The 15,992-nt window shown below is 72.5% G+C and carries 16 protein-coding genes and 1 pseudogene; 8 read left to right on the top strand and 9 right to left on the bottom strand.

Features of this window, described 5'->3' with window-relative positions; translation table 11 throughout:
* The first annotated feature begins 105 nt into the window (after positions 1 to 105).
* Positions 106 to 996, top strand: a complete 891-nt coding sequence (locus tag B9S57_RS20600; RefSeq protein ID WP_103517037.1) for a triacylglycerol lipase — start codon at positions 106 to 108, stop codon at positions 994 to 996.
* Between the two features lie 47 nt (positions 997 to 1,043).
* On the opposite strand, the gene B9S57_RS20595 is transcribed toward B9S57_RS20600, so the two are convergent.
* From B9S57_RS20595 to B9S57_RS35620, 4 genes and pseudogenes are all read right to left on the bottom strand, one after another.
* Positions 1,044 to 2,075: a lytic polysaccharide monooxygenase gene (locus tag B9S57_RS20595; protein ID WP_103517036.1), complete on the bottom strand. Its 1,032-nt coding sequence runs from the start codon at positions 2,073 to 2,075 to the stop codon at positions 1,044 to 1,046.
* A 208-nt stretch (positions 2,076 to 2,283) separates the two neighbouring features.
* Positions 2,284 to 2,619 (bottom strand): hypothetical protein, encoded by a 336-nt coding sequence (locus B9S57_RS20590; RefSeq protein WP_103517035.1) that lies wholly within the window; start codon positions 2,617 to 2,619, stop codon positions 2,284 to 2,286.
* A gap of 79 nt (positions 2,620 to 2,698) precedes the next feature.
* The gene (locus B9S57_RS20585; RefSeq protein ID WP_103517034.1) at positions 2,699 to 4,273 is read right to left on the bottom strand and encodes an alkaline phosphatase; all 1,575 of its coding nucleotides are present in this window, start codon (positions 4,271 to 4,273) and stop codon (positions 2,699 to 2,701) included.
* 127 nt (positions 4,274 to 4,400) lie between these two features.
* Positions 4,401 to 4,484: pseudogene (locus tag B9S57_RS35620) on the bottom strand (two-component system response regulator); the annotation flags it as partial.
* A 142-nt stretch (positions 4,485 to 4,626) separates the two neighbouring features.
* Between B9S57_RS35620 and B9S57_RS20575 the strand changes: the two are divergent.
* From B9S57_RS20575 to B9S57_RS20560, 4 genes are read left to right on the top strand one after another with little or no spacing between them, the layout of a single operon-like run.
* The gene (locus tag B9S57_RS20575) at positions 4,627 to 5,610 is read left to right on the top strand and encodes a tripartite tricarboxylate transporter substrate binding protein (RefSeq protein ID WP_103517033.1); all 984 of its coding nucleotides are present in this window, start codon (positions 4,627 to 4,629) and stop codon (positions 5,608 to 5,610) included.
* Positions 5,607 to 6,137: a tripartite tricarboxylate transporter TctB family protein gene (locus tag B9S57_RS20570; RefSeq protein WP_103517032.1), complete on the top strand. Its 531-nt coding sequence runs from the start codon at positions 5,607 to 5,609 to the stop codon at positions 6,135 to 6,137. Before B9S57_RS20575 ends, B9S57_RS20570 begins: the two co-directional genes overlap by 4 nt.
* Before the next feature lie 3 nt (positions 6,138 to 6,140).
* Complete coding sequence (locus B9S57_RS20565; RefSeq protein ID WP_103517031.1) at positions 6,141 to 7,628, top strand: tripartite tricarboxylate transporter permease; 1,488 nt, start codon at positions 6,141 to 6,143, stop codon at positions 7,626 to 7,628.
* A gap of 34 nt (positions 7,629 to 7,662) precedes the next feature.
* Positions 7,663 to 9,135, top strand: coding sequence for a trifunctional class I SAM-dependent methyltransferase/NUDIX hydrolase/VOC family protein (locus tag B9S57_RS20560; RefSeq protein WP_103517030.1), 1,473 nt, complete (start codon positions 7,663 to 7,665; stop codon positions 9,133 to 9,135).
* 159 nt (positions 9,136 to 9,294) lie between these two features.
* On the opposite strand, the gene B9S57_RS20555 is transcribed toward B9S57_RS20560, so the two are convergent.
* Positions 9,295 to 9,849 (bottom strand): DUF402 domain-containing protein, encoded by a 555-nt coding sequence (locus tag B9S57_RS20555; protein ID WP_103517029.1) that lies wholly within the window; start codon positions 9,847 to 9,849, stop codon positions 9,295 to 9,297.
* The gene (locus B9S57_RS20550; protein WP_103517028.1) at positions 9,830 to 10,750 is read right to left on the bottom strand and encodes a GNAT family N-acetyltransferase; all 921 of its coding nucleotides are present in this window, start codon (positions 10,748 to 10,750) and stop codon (positions 9,830 to 9,832) included. The genes B9S57_RS20555 and B9S57_RS20550 overlap by 20 nt, the downstream gene beginning before the upstream one ends.
* 92 nt (positions 10,751 to 10,842) lie before the next feature.
* Between B9S57_RS20550 and B9S57_RS20545 the strand changes: the two genes are divergently transcribed.
* On the top strand, positions 10,843 to 11,223 hold the full coding sequence (locus tag B9S57_RS20545) for a GntR family transcriptional regulator (RefSeq protein WP_103517027.1): 381 nt from the start codon (positions 10,843 to 10,845) through the stop codon (positions 11,221 to 11,223).
* Positions 11,224 to 11,233: 10 nt separating this feature from the next.
* Here the strand turns inward: B9S57_RS20545 and B9S57_RS20540 are convergent, their stop codons facing one another.
* Positions 11,234 to 12,337: a DUF5925 domain-containing protein gene (locus B9S57_RS20540; RefSeq protein ID WP_103517026.1), complete on the bottom strand. Its 1,104-nt coding sequence runs from the start codon at positions 12,335 to 12,337 to the stop codon at positions 11,234 to 11,236.
* A 413-nt stretch (positions 12,338 to 12,750) separates the two neighbouring features.
* On the opposite strand from B9S57_RS20540, the gene B9S57_RS20535 reads away from it, so the two are divergent.
* Complete coding sequence (locus B9S57_RS20535) at positions 12,751 to 13,563, top strand: SGNH/GDSL hydrolase family protein (protein WP_103517025.1); 813 nt, start codon at positions 12,751 to 12,753, stop codon at positions 13,561 to 13,563.
* Between the two features lie 114 nt (positions 13,564 to 13,677).
* Here the strand turns inward: B9S57_RS20535 and B9S57_RS20530 are convergent, their stop codons facing one another.
* A complete protein-coding gene (locus B9S57_RS20530; RefSeq protein WP_103517024.1) occupies positions 13,678 to 14,772 on the bottom strand; it encodes a serine/threonine-protein kinase in 1,095 nt (364 codons plus the stop codon).
* A gap of 208 nt (positions 14,773 to 14,980) precedes the next feature.
* On the opposite strand from B9S57_RS20530, the gene B9S57_RS20525 reads away from it, so the two are divergent.
* A complete protein-coding gene (locus B9S57_RS20525; protein WP_103517023.1) occupies positions 14,981 to 15,244 on the top strand; it encodes a hypothetical protein in 264 nt (87 codons plus the stop codon).
* A gap of 195 nt (positions 15,245 to 15,439) precedes the next feature.
* On the opposite strand, the gene B9S57_RS20520 is transcribed toward B9S57_RS20525, so the two are convergent.
* A partial coding sequence (locus B9S57_RS20520) for a type ISP restriction/modification enzyme (protein WP_308457409.1) occupies positions 15,440 to 15,992 on the bottom strand: 553 nt, incomplete at its 5' end.

Genomic DNA, 15,992 nt, shown 5'->3' with positions numbered 1-15,992 from the left:
ATGCGTAACTTGGCATGAGCACGTTGAAAACGTGAGATCCGCTGTGGTCCGGACCGCAGGGCGCACCGACATCGCCACTCCCTTGAGCCGCAAGGAGAACACCCGATGCTGCCCTGGACCCGTGCCCCGCGCACCCCACGCGCTCGCCGCACACTGGCCGCACTGCTCCTCACCCTCGCCGCGCTCGTCGCCCCCACGGCGACCGCGACCGCCGCTCCCGCACAGGCCGCCGCTCCCTCCCGTGGATGGAACGACTACTCCTGCAAGCCCTCCTCCGCCCACCCCCGCCCGGTCGTCCTCGTCCACGGGACCTTCGGGAACTCGATCGACAACTGGCTGGTCCTCGCGCCGTACCTCGTCAGCCGGGGCTACTGCGTCTTCTCGCTCGACTACGGACAGCTCCCGGGCGTGCCGTTCTTCAACGGACTCGGCCCGATCGACAAGTCGGCAGGACAGCTCGACGTCTTCGTCGACAAGGTGCTCGGCGCCACCGGCGCCCCGAAGGCCGACCTCGTCGGCCACTCCCAGGGCGGCATGATGCCCAACTACTACCTGAAGTTCCTCGGCGGCGCCGAGAAGGTCAACGCCCTCGTCGGGATCGCCCCCGACAACCACGGCACCACGCTCCTCGGCCTCACGAAGCTGCTGCCGTACTTCCCCGGCATCGAGGACCTCCTCACCATGAACACTCCCGGTCTCGCCGACCAGGTCGCCGGCTCGGCCTTCATCACCAAGCTCAACGCGGGCGCCGACACCGTGCCCGGGGTCCGCTACACCGTCATCGCGACCCGGTACGACGAGGTCGTCACCCCGTACCGCACGCAGTACCTGAGCGGGCCGAACGTACGCAACGTCCTGCTCCAGGACCTGTGCCCGGTCGACCTGTCCGAGCACGTCGCGATCGGGACCATCGACAGGATCGCCTTCCACGAAGTGGCGAACGCCCTCGACCCGGCGCGCGCCACCCGGACCACCTGCGCCTCGGTCGTGAGCTGAGAACACGCTGCCGGGCCCCCATGACGGGGGGCCCGGCAGCCGCGTGATCAGGCGCGGTGCGCGCCGCCCGAGGACCGGCGCCGGACCGAGACGAACAGGGCGCTCGCGCCGAGGGCCAGCGCGGCGGCTCCGCCCATCGCGAGGTACGAGGTGCTGCCGCTGCCACCCGTCTCGGCGAGCGCGTCGTCGCCGGGCACGGCGCTCGCCGGGGAGCCGGCGGCGTTGTTCGGCTCGGGTGCGTTCGCACCGTCGTCCTCGGCCGGGGCGGCGGCCCCGGTCACCTCCGAGTTGGTCGCCGCGTCGTCGTCACCGTGACCGTTGTGCTCGACGGATGACTTGTCGGCGCCCTCGTCGATCTCCTCCTCGGACGGGGCGGACGCGGCCGGGGCCGGGGCCGCCTCCGTGGTGCTTCCGTCACCACCGGCGCTCTCGCCGCCGAAGACCACGTCGGAGCAGGCGTAGAAGGCCTCGGGGGAGTCCGACCGCTGCCAGACCGTGTAGATCAACTGCCGTCCCGCCGCCTGCGGAACGGTGCCGTCGAAGACGTACGACCCGTCCACGAGCGCCGGGTCGGTGGCGGTGGCGAACGGCTTCTCCTGGAGGTCCGACCACTTCAGCGGCTGCGTCGGGTCGTAGCCCGCCTTGGTCAGGTACAGCTCGAAGGCGCCCTTGTGCGGGGCGGTGGCACGGAACGAGAAGGTGTGGCTGCCCGCCTCCATGGACGTGGACGGCCAGTCGGCGCGTGGCAGGTCGAGCCCCTTGAACTTGTCGTTGCCCGCGCTGCACAGCTTGCCGTCCGGGATGAGCTGACGGTGGTTGCCGGCCGCGTTGGCGATGTTCACGCCGTTCCAGTCGTAGAGCGCCTGGGTCCCGCCGGCCGTCACCGCCGCCTCGCAGGCCGCTGACCGCGGGTCCTCAGGCCCCTCCGCGAAACACGCCGAGACCCGGCTGACCGGGTCGCTCAGCGAACCGTGGGCGGCGGCCGGAGCCGCGGCGAGCCCGGTCAGCGCGAGCGGCGCGACGCCGAGCGCGACGATGCTTCCGGCGACCCTGCGGCGGGCGGTGGTGATGACGGCCATGGTGGCGGTTCTCCTTCGGCGGCACGGCTGTCGACTGCTGTCGACCAGGTCTGGTGATCAGCAAACTAGCCCCCGCCGAGAGGGGATCCGGACGCGAGAAGGCGCAGGTGGCGATCGTTATGGCGCGCTTAAGGAAGGGTTAGGCGAGGGCTCAGGAAGGTGGCCGGAGCGCCGGTGTCCGCGGGGCCGGAAGACGGACGGACACGGGTCACCGCGGCTTCACCTCCCTGCCCTGCCGGGACGACAGGACCAAGACCTCCGCGTCCGGGGCCGGCCGCAGGCCGGCCAGGGCGAGGAAGCCGGGACGTGCGATCTCCCCGCCGTCGGTTCCGTCGTCCCGCAGGGTCCATAGCCTGGAACCGCCCAGGTCCCAGGTGCCGGTGTCCTCGCTCGGGTGCTGCTCGACGGTGCCCTCGCCGTGGCGGTAGCGGAAGTAGAGGTACCGGCCCTCCGTCGTCCAGGCGTCCCCCTGCGAGGGACGGGCCAGGCAGGTCCGGACGGCCCGAGGTGCGGCTCGTCGTCGGTCATCCGCCGATGGTCGCACCGTCCCCGCCGGGGGAAACCGGATGAAGCCGCCCCGGACAGCCCCGACGGGCCTGCCCGGCAGCGTGGATGCCGGGACGTCAGACCTGCACGCCCGGGGTTCCGTCCTCCACGACCACGCTCGCGCGCGTGCTGATCGTGGCGTCCGGCTTCGTCACGAAGGGCAGGACGCGGAAGTCGGTCGTCCACCGCTCCCGGTTCACCGTCACGCGCGCGTAGCCCCGCTGGCTGTTGAAGAACTTCATGTGCGGGTTCGCCGCGAGGAACGTCTCGCCCTGGGCCGTCATGTCGGCCCCGTCGCCGCCGCTCGTGACCGAGGTGCCGACGAACTCCGAACCGACGGTCGCCGACCCGGGGTCGCCGTAGTCGCGCTTCAGGTCCCACGCGTAGTTCTGGTGGCGGTCGCCCGTGATGACGACCAGGTTGCGCACGCCGCGGGTGTCCGCCTCCGCGAGCAGCCGGTTGCGCTCGGCGACGTAGCCGTCCCACGGGTCCGTCCAGACCGTCGTGCCGGGGCCCGGGTCCTGGTCGGTCTGGCCCATCGGCGCCTGGTTGCCGAGGATCTGCCAGCGGGCCTGAGAGCGGCTGAAGCCCTTGAGGACCCAGTCCCGCTGCCCGGCGCCGAGCAGGGTGCGGTCCTGGTCGAAGCGGTCGGCGCAGTCGCCGGTGGTGCCGTCACCGCAGGCCTGGTCGTCACGGTACTGGCGGGTGTCGAGCATGGTGAAGTCGGCGAGCCGGCCGTAGGCGAGCCTGCGGTACATCTGCACGTCGGGGCCGTTCGGGAGCTGGGTGTGGCGCAGCGGCGCGTGCTCGTACAGGGCCTGGAAGGCGGCGGCCCGGCGCAGCAGGAAGGTCTTCGGGTCCTCGTTGTTCTCGGAGGTCTCGTCCGCCCAGTTGTTCTCCACCTCGTGGTCGTCGAAGGTCATGATCCACGGGAAGTTGGCGTGCGCCTCGCGCAGCGGTGCCTCGGACTTGTAGAGGCCGTACTGCAGCCGGTAGCGCGCGAGGTCGAGGGTCTCCGTGTGGAACTTCGGATCGGTGGTCACACCGCGCTTGTTCGTCTTGACGCCGGACTCGTAGAGGTAGTCACCGAGGTGCACCACCAGGTCCAGGTCCTCCTGCGCCATGTGGTGGTACGCCGTGAAGTAGCCGTCCTGCCAGGCCTGGCAGGAGGCGAAGGCGAACTTCAGCTCGCGCGGGGAGTGCCACGGCGCGGGTGTGGTGCGGGTGCGTCCCACGGGGGAGATCGAGGAGCCGGCCTTGAAGCGGAACCAGTAGGTGCGGTCCGGCGCGAGCCCGTGCACCTCGGGGTGGACGGAGTGCGCCAGCTCGGGGGATGCGACGACGCTGCCGCGGCGCACGACGCGGCGGAACCGCTCGTCGAGCGCCACCTCGTACGCGACGCGTACGGGCTTCGCCGGCATACCGCCCATGCCGTCCTGGGCGAAGGGGTCGGGCGCCAGGCGCGTCCACAGCACGAAGCCGTCCGACGCCGGGTCGCCGGAGGCGACGCCCAGAGTGAAGGGGTCGCCCTTCAGGGTGGGCGCGGCGAACGCGGACTGTGCCTCCCACGCCCCCGTCCCGAGCATCAGCGCGGCGGCTGCGGCACCGCCGAATCCGAACATCTGCCTGCGGGACACGGAACTCGCGACCACGGGTCCTCCTCGGTTGATCTGCGCCAACCTGGAACACGGTGCCGGGGGTTGATGTCATGCTCACACGGAACGTATGGCCGGAGGCCGAGCGATACATGAACAGGACAGCCATAGGGCCAAAGGGGCTCGTAAAACCGTCCAATGCGGACACATACCGGCTGTGCAGCTTCGCAACCATGAAGTCGTCGTCCACCACCAGCACGTTCGTCACGCCGACACGGTAGGGCGCGACCACAACGACCACAACGTCCATTGATTCCGCAACGGCGACAGCCGGTCGGCGCGCAGGCAGCATGTGGGCCACCTCACACGCGTACACACCCCTCCACGTAGAGCCCGAAAGGCGGCACCCGGTGCGACTGCGCACTCCACTCGCCCTGTTCGGGGCAGCGTTGCTGGTGGTCGTCGGACCGCCCCTGCTCTCCACCGGCAGCGGTTCCGACACCGGCACGCAGATCCCCGGACTGCGCTTCATGGTCCCGAACACACCCGGCGGCGGTTACGACATCACGGCGCGCACCGCGGCCAAGAACGCCGAGGACGCCGGACTCACCCACGGCATCGAGGTGTTCAACCTGCCCGGGGCGGGCGGCACCGTCGGGCTGACCCGGCTGGTCGCCGAGCACGGCAACGGCAAGCTGGCCATGTCCATGGGCCTCGGTGTCGTCGGAGCCGTGCACACCAACAAGTCGCCCAGGACCCTGGCCGACACGACCCCGATCGCCCGGCTCACCGAGGAGCAGGACATCGTCGTCGTCGCCAAGGACTCCCCGTACAGGACGATCGGCCAGCTGCTCACCGCCTGGAAGAAGAACCCGGGGACGATCCCGGTCGGCGGCGGTTCCTCGCCCGGGGGCCCCGACCATCTGGCGCCGATGCTCATGGCGAAGGCCGCCGGGATCGCCCCGGAGCAGGTCAACTACATCCCCTTCGACGGCGGCGGCGAACTGCTCGCCTCGATCCTCGGCAACAAGGTCGGCTTCGGCGTCTCCGGCGTCGGCGAGTACCTCGACCAGATCGAGGCCGGTGAGCTGCGGCTGCTCGCCGTCACCGGCCCGAAGCGGGTCCCGGGCCTCGACGCGCCCACGCTCCGCGAGGCCGGACTCGACACCGACTTCACCAACTGGCGCGGCATCGTCGCCCCGCCCGGGCTCACCGACGCGGAGCGGGACAAACTCGTCGGGCTGGTGAGCGAACTGCACGACTCGAAGGAGTGGCACGACTCCATGGAGAAGAACGGCTGGGACGACGCCTTCCTCACCGGCGACGACTTCGGCGACTTCCTGGACGGTCAGGACCGCCGGGTCGCCACCGTCCTCGAGGAGCTGGGACTGTGAGCGACGAGAGCACTCCCTCCCGGCCCGGCACCGCGCGCGCCTGGCTGCGCGAGCACTCCGAACTCGGCGTCTGCGTCATCCTGCTCGCGCTGGGCGTCCTCGTCCTCGCCGACGCCCTCACGCTGAGCGTGGACATCACCCAGCGCGGACCCGTCGGCCCCAGGACCGTCCCTGTCGTGGTCGGCACCGGGCTGCTGGTGGTCGCCGTGCTGCTGGCCCTCGACGTCCTGCGCGGCGGGCGTGGCGAGGCGGAGGCCGGTGAGGACGTCGACCTCGGCGAACCGGCGGACCGGCGCACCGTCGCCCTGCTCACCGGCGTCTTCCTCGCCTTCGCCGTCCTCATAGGCCCGCTCGGCTTCCCCATCTCCGGCGCCCTGCTCTTCTGGGGATCGGCCTACGCGCTGGGCAGCCGCCACCACGACCGCGATCCGCTCATCGCAGCCGGGCTCTCCCTGGTGACCTACTTCGTCTTCGACAACCTGCTCGGGGTGCCCCTCCCGGGCGGCCCGCTGATGGGGGTGCTCTGACCGATGGATTCCCTCAACTCCCTCATCGACGGCTTCGGCACGGCGCTGACGCCGGTCAACCTGCTCTGGGCCGCACTCGGCGTCCTGCTGGGCACGGCCATCGGGGTGCTCCCCGGGATCGGCCCCGCCATGGCCGTGGCGCTGCTGCTGCCGGTGACGTACGGGCTCGAACCGACCGGTGCCTTCATCATGTTCGCCGGGATCTACTACGGCGCGATGTTCGGCGGGTCCACCACCTCGATCCTCCTCAACACCCCCGGGGAGAGTGCGGCCGTCGTCGCGGCGATCGAGGGCAACCCGATGGCGAAGGCCGGGCGCGGCGCGCAGGCACTCGCCGCCGCCGCCATCGGCCACTTCGCCGGCGGCATGATCGGTACGATCCTGTTGGTCGTCCTCGCCCCGACCGTCGCCTCGCTCGCGGTCGACATCGGAGCCCCCGACTACTTCGCCATCATGGTGCTGGCCTTCATCGCCGTCACCTCCGTCCTCGGCTCCTCCCGGATCCGCGGTCTCGCCTCGCTCCTCATCGGTCTCACCATCGGGCTCGTCGGGCTGGACCAGATGACGGGACAGCAGCGGCTGACCTTCGGATCGCTCCAACTGGCCGACGGCGTCGACGTGGTGATCGTGGCGGTCGGCCTCTTCGCCATCGGGGAGGCCCTCTGGGTCGCCGCACACCTGCGCCGCTCCAGCGGGAAGCCGATCCCCGTCGGCCGGCCCTGGCTCGGGAAGGACGACGTGCGGCGCACCTGGAAGTCCTGGCTGCGCGGGCCCCTCATCGGCTTCCCGTTCGGCGCGATCCCGGCGGGCGGCGCCGAGATACCCACCTTCCTCTCCTACGTCACCGAGAAGCGGCTCTCCAAGCACCGGGACGAATTCGGCAAGGGCGCCATCGAGGGCGTCGCAGGACCGGAGTCCGCCGCCTCCGCATCCGCCGCCGGCACCCTCGTCTCCATGCTCACCCTCGGGCTGCCCACGACCGCCGTCGCCGCCGTCATGCTGGCCGCCTTCCAGCAGTACGGCATCCAGCCCGGCCCGCTGCTGTTCGAGCGTGAACCCGAGCTGGTCTGGGGCCTGATCGCCTCGCTCTTCGTCGGCATGGTGCTGCTCCTCGCGCTGAACCTGCCCCTCGCACCGCTCTGGGCGAAGCTGCTGAGGATCCCGCGCCCCTACCTCTACGCGGGCATCCTGTTCTTCGCCGCGGTCGGCGCCTACGCCGTCGGCGGGGAGGCCGTCGACCTGGTGATCCTGCTGGTGATCGGGCTGATCGGCTTCGGAATGCGGCGCTACGGACTGCCGGTGCTGCCCGCGATCATCGCGGTCATCCTCGGCCCGTCCGCCGAACAGCAGCTGCGCCGCGCCCTGCAGATCAGCGACGGCAGCGTGACGGGACTGGTCAACACCCCGTTCTCCGTGACCGTGTACGTCGTCGTCGCCCTGATCCTCACGTGGCCCCTCGTACGGAAGGCGCTGGGGCGGCTCCGGGCATGACGGACTGTCGGTGGCGGCTGAGAGGATGTCGGGTATGACCACGATCGACTGGGACGCCGCCGCCGACTCCTTCGACGAGGAGCCCGACCACGGGCTCCTCGACCCGGTGGTCCGCGGCGCCTGGGCGCAGCGGATGGAGACCTGGCTGCCCACCGCCCGCTCCGCGGTCCTCGACCTCGGGTGCGGCACGGGCAGCCTGTCCCTGCTGGTCGCCGGCCAGGGACACCGGGTCACCGCCGTCGACCGGTCCCCGCGCATGGTGGAGCAGGCGCGGGCCAAGCTGGCCGGGACCGGCACCGAGGTGTTCGTCGGCGACGCGGGGCGCCCCCCGGTCGGCAAGCAGCGGTTCGACGTGATCCTCGCCCGGCACACGGTGTGGCTGCTGCCCGACCCCGCGGCCGCCCTGCGGCACTGGTTCTCGCTGCTGCGGCCCGGCGGCCGGCTGGTCCTGATCGAAGGCGTGTGGAACGGCAACGGCCTCTCCGCGGCCCGCCTCACCGCACTCCTCGCCGCACACACGGAGCGCGTCCACCACGAACCGCTCTCCGAGGACGCACGGCTCTGGGGCAAGGAGGTCGACGACGAGCGGTACGCCCTGGTGGCCCGCGCCGAGCCGCCCCTGCGCCACCGCGAGGTCGTCGACGTCCACCTGATCCTGCGCCGGGGCCCCGACGTCCTGCTCGCCCGGAGGTCCGGCACGGGATACGCGGACGGCCTGCTCCACGCCCCCTCCGGCCACACGGAGGACGGCGAGGACGTCCGGACGGCCATGATCCGGGAGACCGCCGAGGAGATCGGCGTCGAGCTGGACCCGGACGAGCTCCGGGTGGCGCTGGTCATGCAGCACCGCGGGCCGGGCGGCAACCCCCGGATCGGCTGGTTCTTCGAGGCGACGTACGACCCCGCGCGCCCTCCGCGCAACGCCGAACCGGACAAGTGCTCCGAGCTGGACTGGTTCCCCCTGGACGCGCTGCCCGACGACATGGTCGCGTACTGCCGTGCGGGCCTCGAGGGATACCGCGCCGAACAGCGCTTCCTGATCCACTGGCACGAGGACGCCGACACCGTCGCCTACGCGCCACGGGCGGTGCGGCGTGCCGTGCCGCTGCCGGTGGCGGCGGCACCCACCGGCCGGATCCACCACGTCGAGCTGCGGGTTCCCGACCTGGCACAGGCCGACACGGAGTGGGGCTGGCTGCTCGGCCGTCTCGGCCATGTCCCCTACCAGCGCTGGGCGCAGGGCCGGAGCTGGCGGCGCGGGGACGGCTACGTGGTGGTCGGGCAGGCACCCGGCCCACCCGGCGGCGGGCCCGAGGGCCCCTGCCCCGGCCGTCTGGCCTTCCACGTCCAGGACCGTACCCTGCTCGACATCCTGGTGGCCCGGGCGCCGGGGCACGGCTGGCGGCTCCAGCCGCCGGACTGCCACGCGTACGCCGACGACGGCGGGCCCTGCGTCGTCCGGCTGGTGAACACGGCGGGACACGAGGTGGAGCTGGTGGCGCCGTAGGCCGAGACCCGCCGGGGGTGCCAGGCCGGAGGGCAGGGAGCCGCGCGCCGGGCCGCCCGCCTTGACCTGAAGCGTACTCGAGGTCCTGCGTTTCCCTCCATGGTCCGCGCGGTGTGCGGGCCCCGCCCCGAATCACCCGGAGGGAACTCCCATGATGACTCAGCAGACCGGCGACCCCGCATCGCCGGACAGCCCGCCGCCCACCGGACCGGCGTCGCCCACGAGGCCCCCGAGCCCCTCGGCCCGGGCGAGACGCTCCAGCTCGTCCAGTGCCCGGACGGCCGCCCGCGCCGCCGGGGGGTCGCGGTCGGCCAGGCCGCTCTCCTCGAACTCGTCCTCGTCCAGCCGCAGGACGGAGCGGCCGTCCGCGGAGACCCACAGATCCAGGTCCAGGTCCTCGACGAGGAGCTCGGTGCCCCGCAGCACGGCGGGCCGGGTGATGTCGCAGTACCAGCCCTTCAGCTCCCCGCCCCCGGTGCGGACCTCCTTCACCGCGTACCACCGGTCGCGCCAGTAGTGCTCGGTGAAGACGTCGCCCGGCTCGAACCGTACGAAGCCGAAGTCCCTGACCCCCGGGGCCGCCCACGGGGCCCGGACCGTGATCCGGGTCCCGTCGTCGCCGACCGGCTCGGCCGGGTAACGGATCTTGGTGCGGCCGCCCTTGACGAGGGCCACCGTCAGGGTGGGACCGGTCTCAGCCGATGCTGCGGACATGGCGTACCTCCGTGGCGCAGATCTCGTAGCCGAACCAGCGGTTGACCGCCAGCATCGGAGCGTTGCCGGCGTCGTTGCCGGTGAAGGCGTCGGTGTACCCGGCGGCCCGCGCCCGGTGCAGCGAGTTGTTCTTGGCGATCTTCGCCAGGCCCCTGCCCCGGAAGGCGCGCAGCGTGCCGGTCATGGCCGACCAGTAGCGGGTCAGCCCGTCGGTCTCGGCGGCGCTGAACGCCGCGACCTGCCCGTCCACCGTCACGACCGTGGTGAGTGCGCGGTCGAAGCCTGGCCGGCGCCAGGTCGTGGCCAGCCAGTTCTCGTAGTCGGAGAACTCGACCGGGCTGTCGCTCGGCTCGTCGGCGGTCGTCTCCGCGTCGGCCTCGAACAGCGGGCGAGGGTCGTCCTCGAAGTCGGCGGCGGTGAGCAGCGCGACCCCGGCGGGCAGCCCGGGGAGCGGCGGCAGCGGGCGGTTCGCCAGGTCGAGCCGGAGGAAGTGCGCCTGCCTGCGCGGCGCGTACCCCCGCTTCCCGGCGAACGCGCGGTTGGCCGGCTCGTCGAGCACCCAGGTGTAGACGGCGGTGGCGCCCGCGGCCGCCAGATGCTCCTCGCCGGCCCGCGTCAGCAGTGATCCCGCGCCCCGGCCCCTGCGGTCCGGGTGCACGTACGGATTGCAGAACCCCTGGCCCGGCACCGGGCTCTCGTGGGAGACGCCCACCTGGGCGGTCCCGATCACCTCGCCGTCCTCCTCGGCGACCAGCAGCCGGTAGCGCCGGTCGGGATGGGCGTCGGCCAGATCGCTCAGGACCTGCTCCGGAGTCGTCACCATGTAGGGCAGCGCGGCACGCCGCACCCGCACCCAGGCCTCCCCATCGGCAGGCAGGAAGTCACGCACGAGGATCGTCATGAGCGGAAGTCAACCCTGCACGAGGGCCTGCCGCCTCCTCTTTTCCGGCGGCGGGGCGGGTGACGGGAACCCCGGTGGGAGAGAATCGGCGCGTGACCCTGAAGATCGCCGTTGACCCGGACTCCGCCACCGCCCCGTACGAGCAGCTGCGCGCCCAGCTGTCCGAACAGGCCCGCTCCGGAGCCCTGCCCGTCGGCTACCGGCTCCCGACCGTACGCGGCCTCGCCGGGGAGTTGGGCCTCGCCGCCAACACGGTGGCCAAGGCCTACCGAGCCCTGGAGGCCGACGGGGTGATCGAGACCCGTGGCCGCAACGGGACGTTCGTGGCCGCAGCGGGCGACGCGGCGGCGCGCCACGCGGCGACGGCGGCACAGGAGTACGCCGAGCAGGCCAGGCGCCTGGGCCTGGCACAGGCCGACGCGCTCACGCTCGCCCGGGACGCCGTACGGGCGGCCTACGCACGCCGGGAGTGACGACCCCCGCTCAGAGGTACAGCCCCGCGTCCGCCCCCGCGTCCTGCTTCGGCACGGATGCGGGGCCGCTGCCGCGCCTCAGGGCGTAGAGCTCCGCGAGCGTCGCGCCCTCGCGGCCGAGCCCCTCCTCCGTACCCAGCCAGGACGCCGATTCGGCGTGGGTCAGCGAGCCCACCTCGATGCGGGCCAGGCAGCGGCCCGGGCGGACCACCGCGGGGTGCAGCCGCTCCAGGTCCTCGTTGGTCGTCACGCCCACCAGCACGTTGCGGCCCTGGCCCAGCAGTCCGTCCGTCAGGTTGAGCAGCCGGGACAGCGCCTGACCGGCCGTGTGCTTCGCCTCGCCGCGGATCAGCTCGTCGCAGTCCTCCAGGAGCAGCAGTCGCCACCGGCCCTTCGCCGTACCGTCGTCCTCACCGATGGCGATGTCCATCAGATAGCCGACGTCGTTGAAGAGCCGCTCCGGATCGAGGACGCAGTCGACCTGGCACCAGTCACGCCAGGACCGGGCGAGGGTGCGCAGCGCGGAGGTCTTCCCGGTGCCGGGAGGGCCGTGCAGCAGGAGCAGCCGGCCGGCGATGTCGTCGGGGGTGACCTTCATCAGCCGGTCCATCGCATCGGCCACCGGCGCGGTGTAGTTGGACCGGACCTCGTCCCAGGTGCCCGCGGCGATCTGCCGGGTGGTGCGGTGCGGGCCCCGGCGCGGCGAGACGTACCAGAAGCCCATCGTGACGTTCTCGGGCTGCGGCTCCGGCTCGTCCTGGGCCCCGTCGGTCGCCTCGGACAGGATCTTCCGGGCCAGTTCGGGGGTGGTTGCGGTGACCGTGACGTCGGCGCCCCGGCTCCACCGGGAGACGAGCAGCGTCCATCCGTCCCCCTCGGCCAGGGTCGCGCTGCGGTCGTCGTCCCGGGCGGCACGCAGGATCTCGGCGGCCTGGGGCAGCAGGGTCGCGCCCGGCCTGACCCGGTCGAGCGAGGAACTGTGGGAGTACGGCTGCTCGCCCGTCGCGAAGCGGCCCAGGAACAGCGCGTCCACGACGTCGGACGGCGAATCGCTGTCGTCGACGTTGAGCCGGATCGGCAGGGCGGACTCGGGGTTGGCAGACATGGCGCCCATGATCCGGCACCTCGGCACCGCGCGCACCCAGGTTTCAGCAGCTGCCCCCGGGTGGCGGACGGTCGTGGTCCCGGGCGGGGCGGCGCCGTCCGTGGACGCCGGGACCGGCCCCGCCCTCAGCCTGCCCAGGGGCCGGCCGGCCACGCGGCGGGCCCGGCGGGCGCCGCGTACGACGGCGAATCCGCGAGCGTTCCGGCGGCCGGTCCCGGTGGCCGGCCGCTTCCCTCCGTCCTCGCCGATGATGCGCACGGGCTGTTTCGGCCGTCGGCGGACCGGATGCCGCATTCTGATGTGACGTGCCGCCAGGAGAACTTCATGGTCGCTCTGTTGATGTTTTTTGGCATGAACACTTCCAGAACTCGGGCCCGTGCTGCTACTACGGAGTAGGCAGAGATCCTGCCCAAGGAGGTTCCATGAAAATGTCCAGACTCGTGGCGTTCTCGTCCTCTCTCCTGCTCGGAACGGTCCTCGCCCTGACCGGTGCCGGTGTGGCCCAGGCGTCCGAGCGGTCCGCCGCGGCCGTCGACTACGTCGCCCTGGGTGACTCCTACTCGTCCGGTGTCGGTGCCGGCAGCTACGACAGCGCCAGCGGCGACTGCAAGCGCAGCACCCGCGCCTTCCCCGCCCTCTGGAAGGCGGCCAACAACCCCGCCTCGTTCGCCTTCACCGCGTGCTCGGGCGCCAGGACCGGAGATGTCACGGCCGGTCAGCTCGGACCGCTCAGCTCCGCCACCGACCTCGTCTCGATCTCCATCGGCGGCAACGACGCCGGCTTCGCCGACGTCATGACCACCTGTGTGCTCCAGTCCGAGACCACGTGCCTCAACCGGATCGCCACCGCCCGCGCCTACGTCGACTCGACCCTTCCCGGCAAACTGGACTCCGTGTACGCGGCGATCAGCGCGAAGGCACCCTCGGCCCATGTCGTCGTCCTCGGCTACCCCCGCTTCTACAAGCTCGGTGGCGGCTGCATCGCCGGTCTGAGCGAGAAGGAACGCTCCGCCATCAACGGCGCCGCCGACTACCTCAACGCCGCCACGGCCAAGCGGGCGGCCGACCACGGATTCACCTTCGGGGACGTCGCCTCGACCTTCACCGGGCACGAGATCTGCTCGGGCAGCGCCTGGCTGCACAGCGTGAACTGGCTCAACATCGGCGAGTCCTACCACCCCACCGCCGCCGGGCAGTCGGGCGGCTATCTGCCGGTCCTCAACTCGAAGGCCTGACCGCTCGCCTGTGGCGTCACCGGCCGGACGCCGCCGTCGGAGAGGGAGGGGGACCCGCCCTGCGGGGCCCCCTCCCGGCCGCTGTGAGGCCCCCGGCTCGCAGGCCTTCGTGCGTCACGTGAGCCAGGGGGCCGAGGCGCTCGCCGGGGTCTTCCCGCTGCTCCTCCCGCCGGAGTCGTCGTCGCCCGTCAGTGCCCAGGCGAGACCCACGGCGACGAGCAGGGCAACCGCAGCACCTACGGCCACCAGGACACCCGTGCGATGTGCACCTCCGGCGGCGGGTGCCGGCGGGGCCGCCCCGGGGCCGGATTCCGCAGCCGTCGCGGTGGCCTCGCCCGACGGGTGCGGCGGGCCGGCCGCCCCGCCGCCGGCCGATCCCGTTCCGCCTGCCGCCAGGATCCGCAGCCGGCGCTCGGCCTCACCCGCGGTGAGCCGCTCGGCCGGTTCCTTGCGCAGCAACTCCTCCACGACAGGGGCGAGCGCCCCCGCCCGCCGGGGCGCCGGCGGCTCGTCGTCCGTTACCGCGCGCAGGGTGTCCGACGGGCTGTCCCGCCGGAACGGTGACCGCCCCTCGGTGGCGGCGTACAGAAGCACTCCGAGCGACCAGAGGTCGGATTCAGGCCCCGGCGCGCGCCCCAGTGCGCGCTCGGGTGCGAGGTACTCCGGCGAGCCGATCGGTTCACCCGCCGGGGTGAGCGCGGCCGACTCCTCGGCCGTGGTGATGCCGAAGTCCGTCAGCATCACCCGGCCGTCGTTGGCCAGCAGGACGTTGCCCGGCTTCACGTCGCGGTGCAGCACACCCGCCGCGTGGGCCCCGCGCAGCGCCGCGAGCACCTCCGCGCCGATCCGTGCCGCCCGGCGCGGGGACAGCGGGCCGTCGGCGTCCAGCACCTCGGAGAGGGTGAGCCCGCGGACCAGCTCCATCACGATCCAGGGCCGGGAGTCCCGGAGAACCACGTCATGGACGGCGACGGCGTTGCGGTGCGAGACGCGGGCCGCGGACCGGGCCTCCCGCTCCAGCCGGGCGTGCAGCCGCTCGACGCCGGCGGCGGGCAGGCCCGCCGGGGCCCGCACCTCCTTCACGGCGACCTCGAGCCCCAGCACTTCGTCACGGGCACGCCACACGATGCCGGTCCCGCCCTCGCCCAGGGGGTCCAGGAGACGGTATCGATCCGCGATCACACGTCCGGTGTCCGGGACTTCGCTCATCGGTGACCCTCCATCAGCAGCCTTGTGCGGTACGGACGAATCCCCTCCAAGCTAACTCAACCCGTCCCGGAACCGACAGGACGCGGTAACGGGCCGTCAACACCCGTGTACGGGTGTGCAATCCTGCGGCCGGGATACACGAGTGTCGTCGCGGGACGATAGGGTTAACCTGCCCGGGCCGGGTGCCCTCGTACGGGTGGGGAGTGACATGGAACAGATAACGGTGCGCAGCAGGCCGCGTGTGCCTGCGATCACATGTGGGAGCGGTGCGACCAGTTCGCGCCTCGACCGTCATCTCGCAGTGCTGGGCGGCCCCCCCGTTCCGCAGCGCGAGTCGGCGGAGGCGACGCTGCTGATGCTCGAACTCACCTCGCGTGACGCCGCGCACACCCGCAGGAGCAGGAGCGCGCGTGTCTCGCTCTTCGCCCCGCTGCGACGACTGCGGCGCTCGCTCTTCGGCAGCCGCCGCTGACCGACGGCTGCACGACCGGTCCGGTCCTCCGCTCAGGGCCGCGTCCACGATCACTCCGTCCCGGCGCAGTGCTGCTGTCCGCCCGTCCGTCATCCCCAGGGCCCGCAGCGTTGCGTCGGTGTGTTCCTCTCGGCCGGTACGGCATCCACCGGCGCGCCGGCGGACCTCACCGCCCCCCCGGCCTCGCCACACCCTTCAGAGCAGTGCGAACTGCCCCTCCGGCCCCTCCTCCTCGTGGTCCAGCACGGACGCGGGGCGCCGGGCCGCCGCAGGCACGGGCAGCACCCCGGCCGTGTGCAGCTCCTCCCGTGTCAGCGCCGCCTCCCGTGCCAGCCGGTCCCGCAGCGCGCGCTGCCGGGGCTCCAGGGCGGCGAGCAGGGCCAGGACCGTGATCAGCTCCAGCAGTTCGGAGGTCCGCTCCCGCGGCCAGCCGCGCGGCCCCACCGCGGCCAGCCCCTCCGCCGTCGCCGTGCGGCGTTCGAACCAGAGTTCCAGCATCCGCACCCCGCCCACCCGGAAGTCCCAGGCCCCCGCCGGGACGGGTGAGACGCGCCCCTCTCCGAGGACGATCGCCTCCTCCCCGGCGTCGTAGCGCAGCTCGTCCGGCCGGGCCGGAATGGCGGCGCGCACATACGGGCGACGGCCCCCCGGCAGCCGGGGGCGCTCCCCGCCGCGCGCGCCGCGCACCTGGAGGCGCAACAGCTCCCGGCCGAGCTCCACGCCCTCCGCCCAGAGCGCGCCGTCGGCG

The organism is Streptomyces sp. SM10, from assembly GCF_002910915.1.
GTDB lineage: Bacteria > Actinomycetota > Actinomycetes > Streptomycetales > Streptomycetaceae > Streptomyces.
Note: the sequence above shows the minus strand (reverse complement) of the source record. Positions and strands in the feature narration are given on the sequence as shown.